This window comes from Micromonospora sp. KC723, from assembly GCF_004348595.1.
Lineage (GTDB): Bacteria > Actinomycetota > Actinomycetes > Mycobacteriales > Micromonosporaceae > Micromonospora.
The window spans coordinates 45,758-60,410 of the sequence record NZ_SMKD01000020.1 but is presented as its reverse complement, the minus strand read 5'-3'; the positions used below and the strand labels follow the sequence as shown (position 1 = coordinate 60,410).

Below are 14,653 nucleotides of genomic sequence, written 5' to 3'. Positions count from 1 at the left end.
GTTCGTCCTGAGCCAGGATCAAACTCTCCAACAAAAAATTGGAAAACATGTCCCGACAACAAAAGTGTTGCCAAAGGAATCCCCACCAACCAGACCCACCAAAAAAGCAGACCCAGCCAGCACGGGGTATCAATCATAATTGGCACTGGCTTAACAAGCACCCTGTTGAGTTCTCAAAAAACAACCACACACCCACCAGAAACCCCACACCGTGAGGCCCCAGCAGGGGCAACCACTCCACTTTACCCAACCTCGCCTGGGCGGTCAACCTCAATCCTGAGGTGATCACTTGATGCAAGGCCGACCCATGCTGACGCACGCCGTACCCGGCGGTCGTTTCTGGCGTGGGAAGCGGCAGACCGGCCGATCGCCGCTTCGCGGCCATCCGCCCGGCTCCCTGCCGGCTTTCGAACTCTACCCGGTCGGCTTCGCTACCGCAACCCCGCCTTCCGGAGTGCGTCGCACCGCCCGCACCAGTCTCGCTCGGCGTTTCCGCCACGAGCCTGATACCCGCTCTCAGCCAGTTTGTCCGGCCTCCCGCGTGCAGAGAGAAAGTTACGCCGACGACCTCGGGAAGGCAAATCAGCGACTTTCGATGCCAGCCCCGGACCGTACCGGTGGTGCGGAGATTCCGACAGGCACGGAACGGTCCGCAGGCGCCAACGACGTGCCACAGTGGCTGCCATGGCTGACATGTCCCGGTCCCCGGTCGCGCTCCTCGCCGAGGATGCGCTGCTCGGACTACTGCTGCCCTTCTGGCAGCTCGTGATCGCCGCGGTCGTGTTCGTCGTGGTACTCCTGTCGCTGGCGCGACTGGCCCGACGCGGCCGGTCCCGGATGGGCACCGCGCTGCTGGTGACCGCCGCCGCCATCCTCGGTCTGGCAGTGCTCGGCGTCCTCTTCCAGGCCTGACCGGCGCTACAGCCGGCGATTGGCGAGGCTCGGCAGTTCGGCACGGATCGTGCGCAGCCGGTCCAGGTCGAGGTCGACGACGGTGAGCCCCGGCCCGTCGGGCACCTGGCCCAGCACCGTCCCCCACGGATCCACCACCATGCTGCGCCCGAAGCAGGTCCGTCCCGGGTCGTGGTCACCGATCTGCCCGGCCGCGGCCACGAAGCACTGGTTCTCGATGGCCCGGGCCCGCAGCAGGACCTCCCAGTGGTCCCGCCCGGTGTGCGTCATGAACGCGGCCGGTACCACGAGCAACTACGCTTCCCCGTCGGTGGCGAGCCGTCGGTACAGCTCCGGGAAGCGCAGGTCGTAGCAGATTGACAGCCCCACCCGCAGGCCCTCGACGTCGACCACCACCGGCTGGTCCCCGGGGGCCACCGTCGCCGACTCCAGGTAGGAGACGCGCCCCGGGATCTCCACGTCGTACAGGTGAATCTTGCGGTAGCTGGCGGCGAGCGCGCCGGACCGGTCGAACACCAGGGACGTGTTCCAGGTGTGACGAGGATCGGGACCGGCCTCGTGGAAGGAACCGGCGATGACCCACATGCCGAGCCGAGCCGCGACGCAGGCGAAGAAGACTCCCACCGTGCCGTCCACCGGCTCGGGATCGGGCATACCGGTCGCGTGACCCAGGTAGTCGACGTACTCGGGTAGGACCGCGAGATCGGCGCCGGCCGCCGCGGCCCTGACCAGCAGGGCCTCGGCGGCGGCCAGGTTGGCGTCGCGGTTGTCGCGGGAGTTGAGCTGGCAGACGGCGACACGCATGCGGATCAGGGTACGGACTGCGGGCCCACCGGCGACACCGGCAGAGAGCGCTCGTCGGCCCGTAGCGCCGGGCCACCACGACCACTAGCGGCGGGAGCACGGCCGCTGTGGCGGCCGTGCTCCCGGATCGTCAGTGCGTACGGCCGGTCAGGCCGACTTCTCCTCGCGCTCGCGGCGGGCGCGGCGGCCGGTGAACTCCCGCGGCACGATCGTCGGGTTGACGTTCTCCAAGACCACCTCACGGGTGATCAGCACGCGGGCGGCGTCGGGGTTGCTGGGCACCTCGTACATCACGGAGAGCAGGACCTCCTCCATGATGGCGCGCAGGCCACGGGCGCCGGTGCCGCGCAGCATCGCCTGGTCGGCGATCGCCTCCAACGCCGGCTGCTCGAACTCCAACTCCACCCCGTCGAGCTCGAACAGGCGCTGGTACTGCCGGACCAGCGCGTTGCGGGGCTCGGTGAGGATCCGCACCAGGGCGCTCCGGTCCAGGCTGCGCACGTTGGTGATGACCGGGAGCCGGCCGATGAACTCGGGGATCAGCCCGAACTTGAGCATGTCCTCCGGCATCACCTGGCTGAAGATGTCGTCGGTCGACCGGTCGGAGACCGAGCGCAGCCGCGCTCCGAAACCCGTGCCGCCGTGGCCGGTACGAGCCTCGATGATCTGGTCGAGACCGGCGAAGGCACCACCGCAGATGAACAACACGTTGGTGGTGTCGATCTGGATGAACTCCTGGTGCGGGTGCTTGCGCCCGCCCTGTGGCGGCACGTTGGCCACCGTGCCCTCGAGCATCTTCAGCAGCGCCTGCTGGACACCCTCGCCGGAGACGTCCCTGGTGATCGACGGGTTCTCCGACTTGCGGGCAATCTTGTCGACCTCGTCGATGTAGATGATGCCGGTCTCTGCGCGCTTGATGTCGTAGTCGGCCGCCTGGATCAGCTTGAGGAGAATGTTCTCCACGTCCTCGCCGACGTACCCCGCCTCGGTCAGCGCAGTGGCGTCGGCGATGGCGAAGGGGACGTTCAGCATCCGCGCGAGGGTCTGCGCCAGGTGCGTCTTACCGCAACCGGTCGGCCCGAGCAGCAGGATGTTGGACTTGGCCAGCTCGACGCTGTCGCTGCCGGCGCCGGGTGCGTTGGCGGCCTCGGCCTGGATCCGCTTGTAGTGGTTGTAGACCGCGACGGCGAGCGCCTTCTTGGCCTGCTCCTGGCCCACGACGTAGTTGTCGAGGAACTGGCAGATCTCCATCGGCTTGGGAAGCTCTTCCCACTTCACCTCGCCGGACTCGGCCAGTTCCTCCTCGATGATCTCGTTGCAGAGATCGATGCACTCGTCGCAGATGTAGACCCCAGGGCCCGCGATGAGTTTCTTGACCTGCTTCTGGGACTTGCCACAGAAGGAGCACTTCAGTAGGTCGCCGCCGTCACCGATCCGTGCCACCTACGTTCTCCCTGCACTCGTCGGCCGGAACCCGGCCCTGACCTGCGGACGCCGGGCGCCCGTCCGTCTGAATCCCTGCCACCGAGCCCACCCGGCGCAGCGGTACAGACCCGACGTTACCCGTTGGCGGAGGATTCTCCGACCCCCAGAACGGGTGTGTCAGAGGTCGGCCTGGAACGCGGCCCCGACCGACCTCTGACCCGGTGCTGCTCAGCTGGCGGCGTTGGCCGCCAGCAGACCCTTCTTGCGGCTGGTCAGAATGGTGTCGACCAACCCGTACTCCTTGGCCTCCTCGGCCGTCATGATCTTGTCCCGGTCGATGTCCTTGCGGACCTGCTCGATCGGGCGGTTGCAGTGCCGGGAGAGCATGTCCTCCAGCTGGGTCCGCATCCGCAGAATCTCCCGGGCCTGGATCTCGATGTCCGAACCCTGGCCGTAGCCGCCCTCGGTGGCCGGCTGGTGGATGATGATCCGCGAGTTCGGCAGGGCCATCCGCTTGCCCGGGGTGCCCGCCGAGAGCAGCACGGCCGCCGCGCTCGCCGCCTGGCCCAGGCAGACCGTGGAGATGTCCGGCCGGACGTACTGCATGGTGTCGTAGATCGCCGTCATGGCGGTGAACGAACCACCCGGCGAGTTGATGTACATGATGATGTCCCGGTCCGGGTCGGTGCCCTCGAGCGTCAGCAGCTGCGCCATCACGTCGTTGGCCGACGCGTCGTCCACCTGCACGCCGAGAAAGATGATCCGGTCCTCGAAGAGCTTGTTGTACGGGTTGGACTCCTTGACCCCGTACGACGTCCGCTCCACGAACGACGGGAGAACGTAGCGGTTGTGCACGGCCGCGAACTGGGGCGGCAGGCTCAGGTCGGTCATCGTCAGCTCCTCGGTCAGCTCAGGGTCCCGGCGCCTTCCGGAACCTGGGCGGCTCCGGTGATCACCTTGTCGATGAAGCCGTAGTCCATGGCCTCCTTGGCGGTGAACCAGCGGTCGCGGTCCGAGTCCGCCTCGATCTGGGCCTGGGTCTGGCCGGTGTGGAAGGCGACCCGCTCCTGGAACATCCGCTTGGTGTAGAGCATCTGCTCCGCCTGGATGGCGATGTCGGAGGCCGTGCCGCCCATGCCGCCGGACGGCTGGTGCATCATGATCCGCGCGTGCGGGAGGGCGTACCGTTTGCCCTTGGTGCCCGCGCAGAGCAGCAGCTGGCCCATGGAGGCCGCCATGCCCATCGCCACGGTCGACACGTCGTTGTCGATGTACTGCATGGTGTCGTAGATCGCCATGCCCGAGTAGACCGAGCCACCCGGCGAGTTGATCCAGAGGAAGATGTCCCGGTCCGGGTCCTCCGCCGCGAGCAGCAGCAGCTGCGCGCAGATGCGGTTGGCCACCTGGTCGTTCACCTCGCTGCCCAGGAAGATGATGCGCTCCTTGAGCAACCGGTTGTAGACCGAGTCGTCGAGGTTGCCAATTGAGTCGCCACCGCGGGCGTCGATCGCCCGGAGCGGTTTCGCTGGGATGTGCATGTCGGTCATGGCAGCCCTTCGCTCTCCGTACCGTCGTACCCGACACTAACCGCTCACCCGGGTGCCGGACTCCCGGTCGGGGCACTGTTCGCTATCAGCGCACTCGCCGGAAGCCGTACCCGGAAAGGGTTTCGGCCGCCGTCCACCGCAACCGGCGGACGACGGCCTACCAGGGACGATCAGTGCTCGTGGTCGTGCGCCTGCTCGCTCTCGGCGCGCAGCGCGTCGAGGGTGACCTCGTTACCCGCCGTGTCCTTGATCTTGATCTTCTCCATCACAGCGGCCAGAGCCTTGCCGCGACGGACGTCACCGAAGACGGCGGCGGCGGCACCCGAGCGCACCAGCTGGTCGTAGTACTGCTGCGGGGCCATGCCGGCCCGCTGCGCCCGGTGGACGATCTCGTGACCGAACTCGTCGTCGGAGACCTGGACGTCCTCGGCGTCGGCCAGCGTGTCCAGCAGGAGCTGGACCTTGACGCCCTCGGTCGCCGCCTCGGTCAACTCGGCGTCGATCTGCTCCTCGGTCTTCTCCTCGGCCGCGAGGTACTCCTCCATCGAGGCGCCGATCCGCTCCAGCTGGTCGATCATGGCGGCCTTGCGGCTCTCGACCTCCTCACGGACGACGCCCTCCGGCGCCGGCACCTCGGCTGCCGCGACGAGCTGCTCGAGGGCCTTGTCCCGGGCGGCGTAGATCTGCTCGACCCGCTTGTTTCGGGTGACCCGCTCGCTCAGGTCGGCACGGAGCTCGTCGATGGTGTCGAACTCGCTCGCCATCTGGGCGAAGTCGTCGTTGAGCTCCGGCAGCTCCTTCTCCTTGACCGTGCGGACGGTCACCGCCACCTCGGCGTCACGGCCGGCGAAGTCGCCGCCCACCAGCTGGGTGGTGAAGGTGGTGCTGTCGCCGGCGGCGAGGCCGACCAGGGCCTCGTCCAGCCCCGGCAGCAGCTGCTTGCTGCCGACCTCGTGCGAGATGTTGGTCGCCTGGCCGCCCGGCACGGGCTCGCCGTCGACGGTGGCGTTCAGGTCGATCTGGACGTAGTCGCCCTCCTGGGAGGCCCGCTCGACGGTCTTGAGGGTGGAGAAGCGCTCCCGCAGGTTCTTCACCTGCTCGTCGATCTCACTGTCGTCGACCTGGAGCTCGTCGACGGTCACCTCGACGGTGGCCGGGTCGGGCAGGACGATCTCCGGACGGACGTCGACCTCGGCGGTGAAGTTCAGGGAGTCACCGTCGTTGAACTCGGTGATCTCCACCTCGGGACGGCCGAGGGTCTTCAGGTCGTGCTCACGGACCGCGGCGAGGATGTTCTGCGGGATCGCCTCCTGCACCGCCTCGTTGAGGACGGTGCCCCGGCCCACCCGCTGGTCGATGACGGCGGCCGGCACCTTGCCCCGGCGGAAGCCGGGAACCTGGACCTGCTGGCCGATCTCCCGGTACGCCTTCTTGAGGCTCGGCTCGAGCTCGACGAACGGCACCTCGATGGCGAGCCGCACGCGCGTCGGGCTCAGAGTCTCGACGGTGCTCTTCACAGGCGTACTCCTTGACGGGATCTCAGTTGAGTCTGGGCGTGATTGCGCGCATCGAGTGTAGGCGAGCCGGGCTGCGACTCCGGCAGCGCCCGGGGACCGCGCGGAAATCGGCGCGCCCCGGGCGACCTCGGCGCGGACGACAGTCGGGGTGGCGGGATTTGAACCCACGGCCCCTCGCTCCCAAAGCGAGTGCGCTACCAAGCTGCGCCACACCCCGTGGCGACCAGAAGTGTATGCCTTCGGCGCGCGCCGAAGGTGCCGGGGCGTCCCCCAACGCGCCGAACCCCCAACCAACCGGCCCCGCCGCACCCCGGCGGGGGCGGCCGGCGGGCGCGGATTGCGACAAGATGCGCCGTCCGGAGTACCGAAGACCCCACCTCGCCGCAACTCTGGTGACGGGTCGTGAGGGAACGCGGGGACATGCCTCTGCGCGCCGGGTGACCGGACCGGGTAGGCTGTCGGCGCGGCCCTCGGGACGCACGCGGGCGTAGCTCAATGGCAGAGCTTCAGTCTTCCAAACTGACGGTGCGGGTTCGATTCCCGTCGCCCGCTCCACCCACTCCGGCCCAGGTCAGCGGCGTTGTCGCCGAGCCTGGGCCGTTCCCGTTCCGGCTCGCTCTGATCTTGCCTGCCACTGGCGTGCCGGTAACGCCGGGCCTGCCGTCCGGGGCCGCCTCCGTGCCGACCGCAATGGTTGGTACGCCTGGTGTCGGTGCCACGACGTCAGCTCGGAATGGCGGCGTTCGGCAAGGCTTCGCCGTGACATCGGGTAGCACGAGCTCTTTATCGGGCGGCGTCGAGGCCGACCACCTCCGCCACGGTACGCAGGGTGCGGGAGAGGTTGTTCCGGTCAGTTGAGCCCAGCGCCAGTCGTATTGCCTGTGGGGTGTGGGTGGTGGTGGTGAATGGTTCGGCCGTCGATACGGAGATGTGCTGGCGGGCCAGGGTCGCGGCGACGCGGTCGGCCCGGGCGTTCTCGGCCAGCGGCAACCACATGAAGTAGGACCCGGGGTGACTGATGTGGGGCAGTCCGGTGAAGACCTCGCGCGCGATGGCCTGGCGACTTCTGGCGTCGTTGCGTTTGTGGGCTTCGAGCTGGTCGATGGTGCCGTCGTCGAGCCAGCGGCACGCGATCGTGACAGTCAGGGCGGGCGTGTTCCAGGTGGTGGCTCGAATGGCGCGTTCGAGAGCGGGGACCAGCGGGTCGGGTGCAGCGAGGTAACCGACGCGCAGGCCGGTGGCGATGCTTTTGGACAGTCCGGACACGTAGATGGTGATGTCGGGCGCGAGTGTCACCACCGGTGTGGGTGGGTTTTCGACGAGGTAGGCATAAGAGGCGTCTTCGATGAGAAGCTGGCCGTGACGGCGGGCGATGTCGATCAGGCTGGCGCGGTCGCTTTCACTCATGACCGCGCCGAGTGGGTTGTGCAAGGTCGGCATGGTGTAGATGGCGCGTACCGGCCGCTTCGCACAGAGTTCGTCGAGCGCATCGAGGTCGGTGCCGTGCGCGGTCACGGGCACCGGAGCCAGTTCGAGTCGCAGAGCGTGGCCGAGGATCTTGAAGCCCGGGTAGGTCAACGCGTCGACTGCGACAACATCGCCGGGGTTGAGGGTGGCCATGAGGGTGGTGGCCAGGCCGTGCTGGGCGCCGTTGACGACCAGAATGCGGTCGGGGTCAATGTGCACGGCGCGCCGTGCCAGATGCCGGGCGATCGCGACTCTGTCTTGCGGGCGGCCTCGGTGTGGCTGGTAGCGCAGCAGCGCGTCGATGTCGCCGGAGCTGGCGATCTCGCGCAACGCCTGCCGCAGCAGGTCGGCTTGTTCGGGTAGTGACGGGTAGTTGAAGTTCAGGTCGATGACGTCGCCAGCGACGGCCTGTTGGTCGATGCCGTGCCCGGCAGGCAGGGCGAGCTCGCGGACGAAGGTGCCGCGGCCCTGTTCGCGGCTGACCAGGCCAGCCGCTTCGAGTTCGGCGTACACGCGAGTGGCGGTTACGACAGCGATCCGCTCACGGGCTGCGAGCTGCCTGTGAGTCGGCAGGCGCGTGCCGGCGGACAGCCGGCCCGCGCGAATGTCGGCAGCCAGCGAGTCCACCAACGGCTTGTAGCGCGGGACAGCCATGCGCCGATTGTATGCATGACAATTCTTTGACTGTCCTGCGTGAGGGTGCCTACCGTCATAGCTCACAGACCGAGAGGAGTTTTGTGATGCACATCGCCATCCTCACGTTCGAGGGCTACAACGAGCTGGACTCGCTGATCGCGCTCGGTGTCCTCAACCGCGTCAGGGGCGACGACTGGCGCGTCACGATCGCCACCCCCACCGCGAAGGTCACGTCGATGAACGGCGTGGTCATCGAGCAGATGGCCACCCTTGAGCAGGCGTGCGAGGCCGATGCCGTCATCGTCGGCAGTGGCATCGCCACCCGCGAGGTCGTCGAGGACCCGGCGATCATGGATGTGCTGCGCCGGCTCGACCCGGCCCGCCAGCTGATCGCCGCCCAGTGTTCCGGGGCGCTGGTACTGGCCAAGCTGGGCCTGCTCAACGACATTCCGGCCTGCACCGACCTGACCACCAAGCCGTGGGTCGTCGCGGCCGGGGTCGAGGTCCTCAACCAGCCCTTCTTCGCCAACGAGAACATCGCCACCGCCGGCGGCTGCCTCGCCTCGCACTACCTGGCCGCGTGGCTCATCATCCGCCTGCGCGGCAAGGAGGCAGCCGAAGGCGCCCTGCACTACGTAGCCCCGGTCGGCGAGAAGGAGGAGTACGTCGCCCGCGCGTGGCGCAACATCACCCCGTACCTGCCCTTGGACCGGACCAGCGACGCCGCTGCCGACGACGCCGACGGCACCACCGGCAAGCTCGCCCTGGTCTGACCCGACGACCGGGTGCCGGTCGGATCATGCGGACGCACGCACTTCCGTCGCCTGGCGCGGCGTCTGGTGGCGGTGTTGGCAATGATCAACAAACCGGGGACTGCGCCGAGGAACCAGATCGCGACCAACGGCCAGTGGACCAGCTCGCCAACCGCTCCACGGATATCGGGAGTCCCCCCAACGATGTAGGACGCCTGATCGTCAAAGGAACGGCAGGTCAGCGAGTAGGTACCTGGGCCGGGGACGTTGAACGAGGCAACCCAGGCGTAAGAGGCGGCGTCGGTGCCGTAGTCGCCGGGTGCGATCGTGACCAACTCCGCGGACCGATTGGCCAGGCCGACGCCGGTGACCCGGCAGTCAGGATCCCGCGGCGCGAAGCCCACCGCCGGGATTGCGTACCGGCCCGCCGCTGGCAGGGTCACAGCCCCGGGTCCACTGGCCGCCGTGGCGTACGGCCCGACGCCGCCGTAGCTGATCACGTCGTGTCGGCTGGTGCTGCCTTCGGCCCCCAACTGCACCGTCACCTGTGCAAGGAGGACACCCACCACGGTGACCATCCCGCCGATGAGGTAGCCATGCCGATCCGACAGCCGACTGCGGCGCACGTTGCCTGGGCCGATCATGTAACCGCTGGCCGCACCGCCGGCCGCCAACAGAGCCCCGCTGGACAGGACGCCCCACCATCCGGCCGCACCCCGCAGCGGGATGACCCACCGGTAGACAGCCATGGAGGCTCCCAGGAACACCGCGTGATCAGCGTGGGCACGACGACGGCCGCCCGGAAGGCCGAGTTGGTGCGCCGCTGGCCGGTGTACCGGGTCCACCCCGCTGCCACCACGGCGGCGAGCACCGGCAGTGCTCCCAACGTCCACCGAAGGGCCGTCGACACGTCCTGGTGTTCCTCCCACCGGTGGGTTCCCTCGAAGAACAGCAGCGGTGCTGGCAGGGTCACCGCGATCCACGCCGCCAGTCCCACCGGGCCAGGAAACGTCCGTCCCACCGTCCGCCAGGTCGCCGCGTCCATGGCCCGATCATGCCCGGGGCCATCCATGGGCCAGCAGCCGCGACCGGCAGTACGCTGCCCTTGCGTTCGGCTTGCTCGCCCGCGAGGGCGAGTGGTCGCTCACCGAGCGCGCGCAGGTGAGCCTTCGGCGCGTCGGATGCCGGGGCTAACCATGCCGTGCCGGCGGCGGAAGAGCTACCCGCCGGCCCATGCCGAACTCCGCCGCCTCGTCGTCGGTGACGACGGCGAAGGCACCAGCAGGCACCCGGTCGAGCGATGCCACCTCGGCGGCAACGCTGAGCAGGGCTGGTTCGCTGGTACCGGTGACGAAGAAGAGGTAGTGGTCCCCGTCCTGCTCGCCGTCGTCGTACTCCTGGACGTCGCCCTGTCCGTCCAGGCTCGCCAGGACGTCCTCGACGTCATCGATCCACGGGAACGGGTAGTCGTCATCGGCCAGGTCGGGGGCCGCCACCAGCGGGACATGGATCTCCACAACAATCTTCGGCACGGCTCGAGTCTCTCGTGGGACGGAGCCGACCGTGGCGGCGGGAGGGCGTCACGAGGTGGTCGTTTCCAGCCGTGCCGGCAGGGGTACGGCTGTCGGCATGGACACGAACACGAAGGCGTACCTGGTCGGTGGTCCCTGCGACGGCAGCAGCCGGGAGGCGGACTCGGCCCTCCTCGAAGTCGAGCTGGACGACATGATCCACCGTTACGTACGCACCACGAAGCAGCACGGTGACGACGGCACGGTCTACAACTACGACGGCATGGTCGCCCCGGGCGGCGGCGAGCCCGGTGTCGAGGACCCGGCGGCCCGGGTGGCGTCGCCGAAGGCTGACGCGGAGGGGCAGGGCGGCCCGGCCTGACCGGCCGCCCTGCCGGGGCCGCGGCGGCGGCGACGGCGCGCGGCGGCGCTGCCGGCCGAGCCCCGGCCCCGACGGTCAGTTGCCGGTCAGGAAGTTCCAGGCGGAGACGACCCAGCTGGTCTGCTGGAGGTAGGCGACCCCGACGCCGACCAGGTAGGCCGCCGTGACCAGGTGCGCCCCGCGCGCGCCGCGCCGGACCCGGCCGAACTGCCGTTCCCAGACCAGGTGACCGAGCAGCCGGGCGAGCAGGAAGAGGCCGACCGCGACCAGCAGACTCAGCACGAAGGTGAGCAGCGGCGCGCCCAGGGCGCCGTGGTTGGAGATGGCCCAGATCCCCCAGCAGACGAACGCGAAGAGGGCGCCGGCGGCGCTGAACTCCCGACCCAGCCGCCACTGCGCCAGGTGCCAGCTCATCGGCCGGCGGGCGGTGTCGGGCCCGGCCCAGCCGTGCTCCTCCGGGCCCACCGTCGGGAACTGCTCGGTGCGGGGCGTACGCGGCTGCCCGACCGGGGCGACGCCCCGGCGGAACGCGTCCCGCTGCGGCGGCACCCCGACACCGGGCTGCGGCGGCACCTCGACGGTCCGCTCCGCCCACGGCTGTGTCTGGTCTGCCATCTCGTCGTCCTCCCCCTGACCGGTACCGGCCTCCGACCTACGAGGGTAGCCAGCGGAAGCAGTCGCCGCCCGCCCCAGCCCGGCGGTACGGTCGGCTGATGGCGGAAGTGGAACGACGGCGGCGCCGGCTGCGGCACCAGCCCGGCGACCAGGCCGGGGAGGCCGACACCGCGACGACGGCAGCGACGGCCGAGGTGCACGACGGCCCGCCGGCACCCCGGACCCGACGCGGTGGGCCCGGCGCGGACGAGGGCGAACGCGGGCTACGGGGCCTGGTCGGCTCCGGTTCGTCCCAGGTGGGGGTTCGCGCGGCGATGCGGGCCCGGGACGCCGCCCGGCCCACCGAGGATGATCTCGCCGCCGCCGAGGCCAGGCTCGTGGTCGTCCGGCGTAACTGGGTACCCCGGGAGGAGTTGCCCCGCTCCGGTCGGTGACCCGACCGGCCCGGACGGGACCGGTCGGGATCGGGGGTGGGTCAGGGCAGGTCGGGCAGCTTGCGGGTGTGCTCGTACTCGGCCACCTGGGCGATCCGGCGGGCGTGCCGATCGTTGCCGGAGAACGCCGTGGTGAGGAACGCCTCGACGAGCGCGGTGGCCTCGTCCAGGGTGTGCTGCCGGGCACCGACCGCCACCACGTTGGCGTCGTTGTGTTCACGGCCGAGCTGGGCGGTCTCGACGTTCCAGGCCAGGGCCGCGCGGACACCGGCAACCTTGTTCGCGGCGATCTGCTCGCCGTTGCCCGAGCCGCCGATGACCACCCCGAGGCTGCCCGGATCGTCGACCACCCGCTGGCCGGTGTGCAGGCAGAAGGCCGGGTAGTCGTCGTCCGGGTCGAAGGCGTGGGGGCCGACGTCGACCACCTCGTAGCCCTGCTTGGCCAGATGGTTGGCCAGGTGCACCTTCAACTCGAAACCGGCGTGGTCGGATCCCAGGTAGACGCGCATACGCGCAGTCTGTCAGGGCCGCGCCCCGGCGCGCCGCGGGGGCGGCGTGCCGGGGCGGATTCGTCACACGCTCAGCGGGGCAGCTCGGCGACGACCAGACCGCCGCGTGCCTTGGGGGTGAACCAGGTGCTCTTGCGGGGCATCTTCTCCCGCGCCAGGTTGACCGCGACGAAGTCGTCCACGGTGACCGGGGCGATGAGGATGGCCAGCTCGGCGCGGCCGGCGTCCACCTCACCGGTGAGCCAGCTCGCCGGGTAGTCACCGCCCACGTAGGTGATCCGCTTGTCGCCCGGGTCGAGGCCGAGCGCCTCCCGCAGCAGCAGCCGCTCGACCAGCGCGTGGTCGAGGTTCTCCAGCCGACCGGCACCCTGGTCGTGGGGAAGCCGGACCGCGTACCCCCGACCGGCGAACCGGAGGTGGACGGTGCCGCCGGTGGCCGGGACCTCGACCGGGCCGTCGATCGGGTCGATCTCCGTGCCGGCGGCGCGGAGCCGGTCGAGCAGCTCGTCGGGCGTGGCGGTCAGCTCGCTGACCAGCCGGTTGTAGGGCTGGATGGCGACCGACGCCGGTGTGGTCACCACGGCGAGGAAGCGGGGCAGGCCACCGGTCTGGGCGGCCAGGCTGCGGTGGTTGCCGTCGGCGACCACCAGCTCCCCGCCGCCGGCCAACGCGGTCAGCTCGTCCTGCTCCGGGCCGGGGCCGAGCAGCCAGATCGCGTGCGTGCGCCCGGCCTGGTCGGTGTCGGTGGCGGCGGGCGCGCCGGCCACCTCGGCCGCCTCGGCGAGCGCGGCGTGCAGCTCCCCGCCGCGCCCGGTCTGGAGCAGCAGTACGGGCGAGAGCAGGTGCCCGAGTGCCTCGGCGAGCGCCACCCGCTCCCGGACCTTGGCGATGAAGACGTCCTCGTTGCGGATGACCAGGCCCGGCTCGTCGGCGTTGGTGGAGATCTGGTCGGTGTCGACCATGGCGAAGAGCCCGTAGGCGGGCTCCTCCCCGGGCGCGGTGATCCGGTAGAGGACGACGACCTGCTCGGCCGGGGTGTAGCTGCCGTCGGCCTTGGCCTCGGTGAGGCGGGCCACCGCGTCGGGGAGGGCCTCGAGGAAGGACTTCCCGAGGCTCTCCGGCGCCCGGTGGGGCATCTCGATGCCGAGGGCACTGTGCGGGTTCGCCTCGATGATCGCGGTGATCTCCGCGTCGTCGGCGAACTCGTCGTAGTTCTGCGCGCCGGTGCCGCCAGTGGTGATCCAGGCCCGGGCGATCGGATGCACGACCGTCATGGACCTGACGCTACCGGCGTCGGCGGCCCGCGCGACGCGGACCCCGTGTCGGGTCCACCAGATGAACGGCCGCCCCCACCTGCCGTCAGCGGGGATGGGGCCGCCCGGACGGCACGGGGACAGCCCCACCCCACCCGGATCAGTCGAAGATCGGGCCCAGTTCGCGGGAGCGCTTCAGCTCGTAGAAGCCGGGCGTGCCGGCGACCAGCAACGTGCCGTCCCACAGCCGACCGGCGGCCTCACCCTTCGGGGCCGGGGTGACCACCGGGCCGAAGAAGGCGACGGTTCCGCCGTCCGGGCCCGGGGCGTGGATCACCGGCGTGCCGACGTCCGTGCCCACCGGCCGCATCCCGGCCTCGTGGCTGGCCCGCAGCGCCTCGTCGTACGCGGTGCTGCCGGCGACCTCGGCGAGCGCCGGGTCGAGGCCGGCATCGGTGAGCGCGGCGCGGTACAGCTCCGGGCCGAACTCCTCCTTGCCCAGGTGGATGCGGGTGCCCATGGCGGTGTACAGCCGGGCCACCGCCTCCTGGCCGTGCTGCTGCTCGACGGCGACACAGACCCGCACCGGCCCCCAGCCCCGCTCCATCAGGTCCCGGTACTCCTCGGGCAGCTCGCGTCCCTCGTTGAGCACCGACAGGCTCATCACGTGGAAGCGCACCTCCACGTTGCGTACCTTCTCCACCTCCAGCAGCCAGCGGGAGGTGATCCACGCCCACGGACACATGGGGTCGAACCACATGTCGACGGCCACACGTTCACTCACGGTGAGGTCCTTTCGCGACGGGTGCACCGGCCAGCGCCGGCACATCCGATCCTCACCCCGGACGGCATCGACCGGTCAGGAAATGAGAGCGTGACCTGTGCCACC

At 69.8% G+C, this 14,653-nt stretch carries 14 protein-coding genes, 2 tRNA genes and 1 pseudogene; 5 read left to right on the top strand and 12 right to left on the bottom strand.

Features of this window, described 5'->3' with window-relative positions:
• Nucleotides 1-693: 693 nt before the first annotated feature.
• Nucleotides 694-912 carry a hypothetical protein gene (locus E1165_RS07590; protein WP_371687312.1) on the top strand — a complete coding sequence of 73 codons (219 nt, stop codon included), beginning with the start codon at nt 694-696 and terminating at the stop codon, nt 910-912.
• A gap of 6 nt (nt 913-918) precedes the next feature.
• Here E1165_RS07590 and E1165_RS07585 read toward each other — a convergent pair.
• The 6 genes and pseudogenes from E1165_RS07585 to E1165_RS07560 form a co-directional block, all read right to left on the bottom strand.
• Nucleotides 919-1,716, bottom strand: a pseudogene (locus E1165_RS07585) (carbon-nitrogen hydrolase family protein).
• Nucleotides 1,717-1,863: 147 nt separating this feature from the next.
• Nucleotides 1,864-3,159, bottom strand: a complete 1,296-nt coding sequence (gene clpX, locus E1165_RS07580) for an ATP-dependent Clp protease ATP-binding subunit ClpX (RefSeq protein ID WP_132389098.1) — start codon at nt 3,157-3,159, stop codon at nt 1,864-1,866.
• 210 nt (nt 3,160-3,369) lie between these two features.
• Nucleotides 3,370-4,032 carry an ATP-dependent Clp protease proteolytic subunit gene (locus E1165_RS07575; protein ID WP_088960729.1) on the bottom strand — a complete coding sequence of 221 codons (663 nt, stop codon included), beginning with the start codon at nt 4,030-4,032 and terminating at the stop codon, nt 3,370-3,372.
• Between the two features lie 14 nt (nt 4,033-4,046).
• Complete coding sequence (locus E1165_RS07570; protein ID WP_091301297.1) at nt 4,047-4,688, bottom strand: ATP-dependent Clp protease proteolytic subunit; 642 nt, start codon at nt 4,686-4,688, stop codon at nt 4,047-4,049.
• 170 nt (nt 4,689-4,858) lie between these two features.
• Nucleotides 4,859-6,205 (bottom strand): trigger factor, encoded by a 1,347-nt coding sequence (gene tig, locus E1165_RS07565; protein ID WP_165945163.1) that lies wholly within the window; start codon nt 6,203-6,205, stop codon nt 4,859-4,861.
• A gap of 143 nt (nt 6,206-6,348) precedes the next feature.
• Nucleotides 6,349-6,422: transfer RNA gene (locus tag E1165_RS07560), tRNA-Pro, on the bottom strand.
• A 264-nt stretch (nt 6,423-6,686) separates the two neighbouring features.
• Here E1165_RS07560 and E1165_RS07555 point away from each other — a divergent pair.
• A tRNA-Gly gene (locus E1165_RS07555) sits at nt 6,687-6,760 on the top strand.
• A 228-nt stretch (nt 6,761-6,988) separates the two neighbouring features.
• On the opposite strand, the gene E1165_RS07550 is transcribed toward E1165_RS07555, so the two are convergent.
• Complete coding sequence (locus E1165_RS07550) at nt 6,989-8,326, bottom strand: PLP-dependent aminotransferase family protein (protein WP_132389094.1); 1,338 nt, start codon at nt 8,324-8,326, stop codon at nt 6,989-6,991.
• 86 nt (nt 8,327-8,412) lie between these two features.
• Between E1165_RS07550 and E1165_RS07545 the strand changes: the two genes are divergently transcribed.
• Entirely contained in the window at nt 8,413-9,081 is a 669-nt protein-coding gene (locus E1165_RS07545; protein WP_132389092.1) for a DJ-1/PfpI family protein, read from the top strand.
• A 1,169-nt stretch (nt 9,082-10,250) separates the two neighbouring features.
• Here E1165_RS07545 and E1165_RS07535 read toward each other — a convergent pair.
• Nucleotides 10,251-10,592: a hypothetical protein gene (locus E1165_RS07535; protein WP_132389090.1), complete on the bottom strand. Its 342-nt coding sequence runs from the start codon at nt 10,590-10,592 to the stop codon at nt 10,251-10,253.
• Nucleotides 10,593-10,689: 97 nt separating this feature from the next.
• Here E1165_RS07535 and E1165_RS07530 point away from each other — a divergent pair, with 97 nt between their 5' ends.
• Nucleotides 10,690-10,953, top strand: a complete 264-nt coding sequence (locus E1165_RS07530) for a hypothetical protein (protein ID WP_132389088.1) — start codon at nt 10,690-10,692, stop codon at nt 10,951-10,953.
• Nucleotides 10,954-11,028: 75 nt separating this feature from the next.
• Here the strand turns inward: E1165_RS07530 and E1165_RS07525 are convergent, their stop codons facing one another.
• Nucleotides 11,029-11,568, bottom strand: a complete 540-nt coding sequence (locus E1165_RS07525; protein ID WP_132389086.1) for a hypothetical protein — start codon at nt 11,566-11,568, stop codon at nt 11,029-11,031.
• Between the two features lie 98 nt (nt 11,569-11,666).
• Here E1165_RS07525 and E1165_RS07520 point away from each other — a divergent pair, with 98 nt between their 5' ends.
• Complete coding sequence (locus E1165_RS07520; protein WP_132389084.1) at nt 11,667-12,002, top strand: hypothetical protein; 336 nt, start codon at nt 11,667-11,669, stop codon at nt 12,000-12,002.
• Nucleotides 12,003-12,043: 41 nt separating this feature from the next.
• Here E1165_RS07520 and E1165_RS07515 read toward each other — a convergent pair whose 3' ends face one another.
• The 3 genes from E1165_RS07515 to E1165_RS07505 form a co-directional block, all read right to left on the bottom strand.
• The gene (locus E1165_RS07515) at nt 12,044-12,511 is read right to left on the bottom strand and encodes a ribose-5-phosphate isomerase (protein ID WP_132389082.1); all 468 of its coding nucleotides are present in this window, start codon (nt 12,509-12,511) and stop codon (nt 12,044-12,046) included.
• Nucleotides 12,512-12,582: 71 nt separating this feature from the next.
• Nucleotides 12,583-13,785: a DUF1015 family protein gene (locus E1165_RS07510; RefSeq protein ID WP_132389080.1), complete on the bottom strand. Its 1,203-nt coding sequence runs from the start codon at nt 13,783-13,785 to the stop codon at nt 12,583-12,585.
• Nucleotides 13,786-13,924: 139 nt separating this feature from the next.
• Nucleotides 13,925-14,548 (bottom strand): DsbA family protein, encoded by a 624-nt coding sequence (locus E1165_RS07505; protein WP_132389078.1) that lies wholly within the window; start codon nt 14,546-14,548, stop codon nt 13,925-13,927.
• Nucleotides 14,549-14,653 lie beyond the last annotated feature (105 nt).

Excerpts from the sequence above, each read along its gene's own strand:
- E1165_RS07510 (WP_132389080.1), bottom strand. The coding sequence starts at position 13,785 with ATGACGGTCGTGCATCCGATCGCCCGGGCCTGGATCACCACTGGCGGC.
- E1165_RS07525 (WP_132389086.1), bottom strand. The coding sequence starts at position 11,568 with ATGGCAGACCAGACACAGCCGTGGGCGGAGCGGACCGTCGAGGTGCCG.
- E1165_RS07530 (WP_132389088.1), top strand. The coding sequence starts at position 10,690 with ATGGACACGAACACGAAGGCGTACCTGGTCGGTGGTCCCTGCGACGGC.
- E1165_RS07550 (WP_132389094.1), bottom strand. The coding sequence starts at position 8,326 with ATGGCTGTCCCGCGCTACAAGCCGTTGGTGGACTCGCTGGCTGCCGAC.
- E1165_RS07575 (WP_088960729.1), bottom strand. The coding sequence starts at position 4,032 with ATGACCGACCTGAGCCTGCCGCCCCAGTTCGCGGCCGTGCACAACCGC.
- E1165_RS07590 (WP_371687312.1), top strand. The coding sequence starts at position 694 with ATGTCCCGGTCCCCGGTCGCGCTCCTCGCCGAGGATGCGCTGCTCGGA.
- E1165_RS07545 (WP_132389092.1), top strand. The coding sequence starts at position 8,413 with ATGCACATCGCCATCCTCACGTTCGAGGGCTACAACGAGCTGGACTCG.
- E1165_RS07515 (WP_132389082.1), bottom strand. The coding sequence starts at position 12,511 with ATGCGCGTCTACCTGGGATCCGACCACGCCGGTTTCGAGTTGAAGGTG.
- E1165_RS07570 (WP_091301297.1), bottom strand. The coding sequence starts at position 4,688 with ATGACCGACATGCACATCCCAGCGAAACCGCTCCGGGCGATCGACGCC.
- E1165_RS07520 (WP_132389084.1), top strand. The coding sequence starts at position 11,667 with ATGGCGGAAGTGGAACGACGGCGGCGCCGGCTGCGGCACCAGCCCGGC.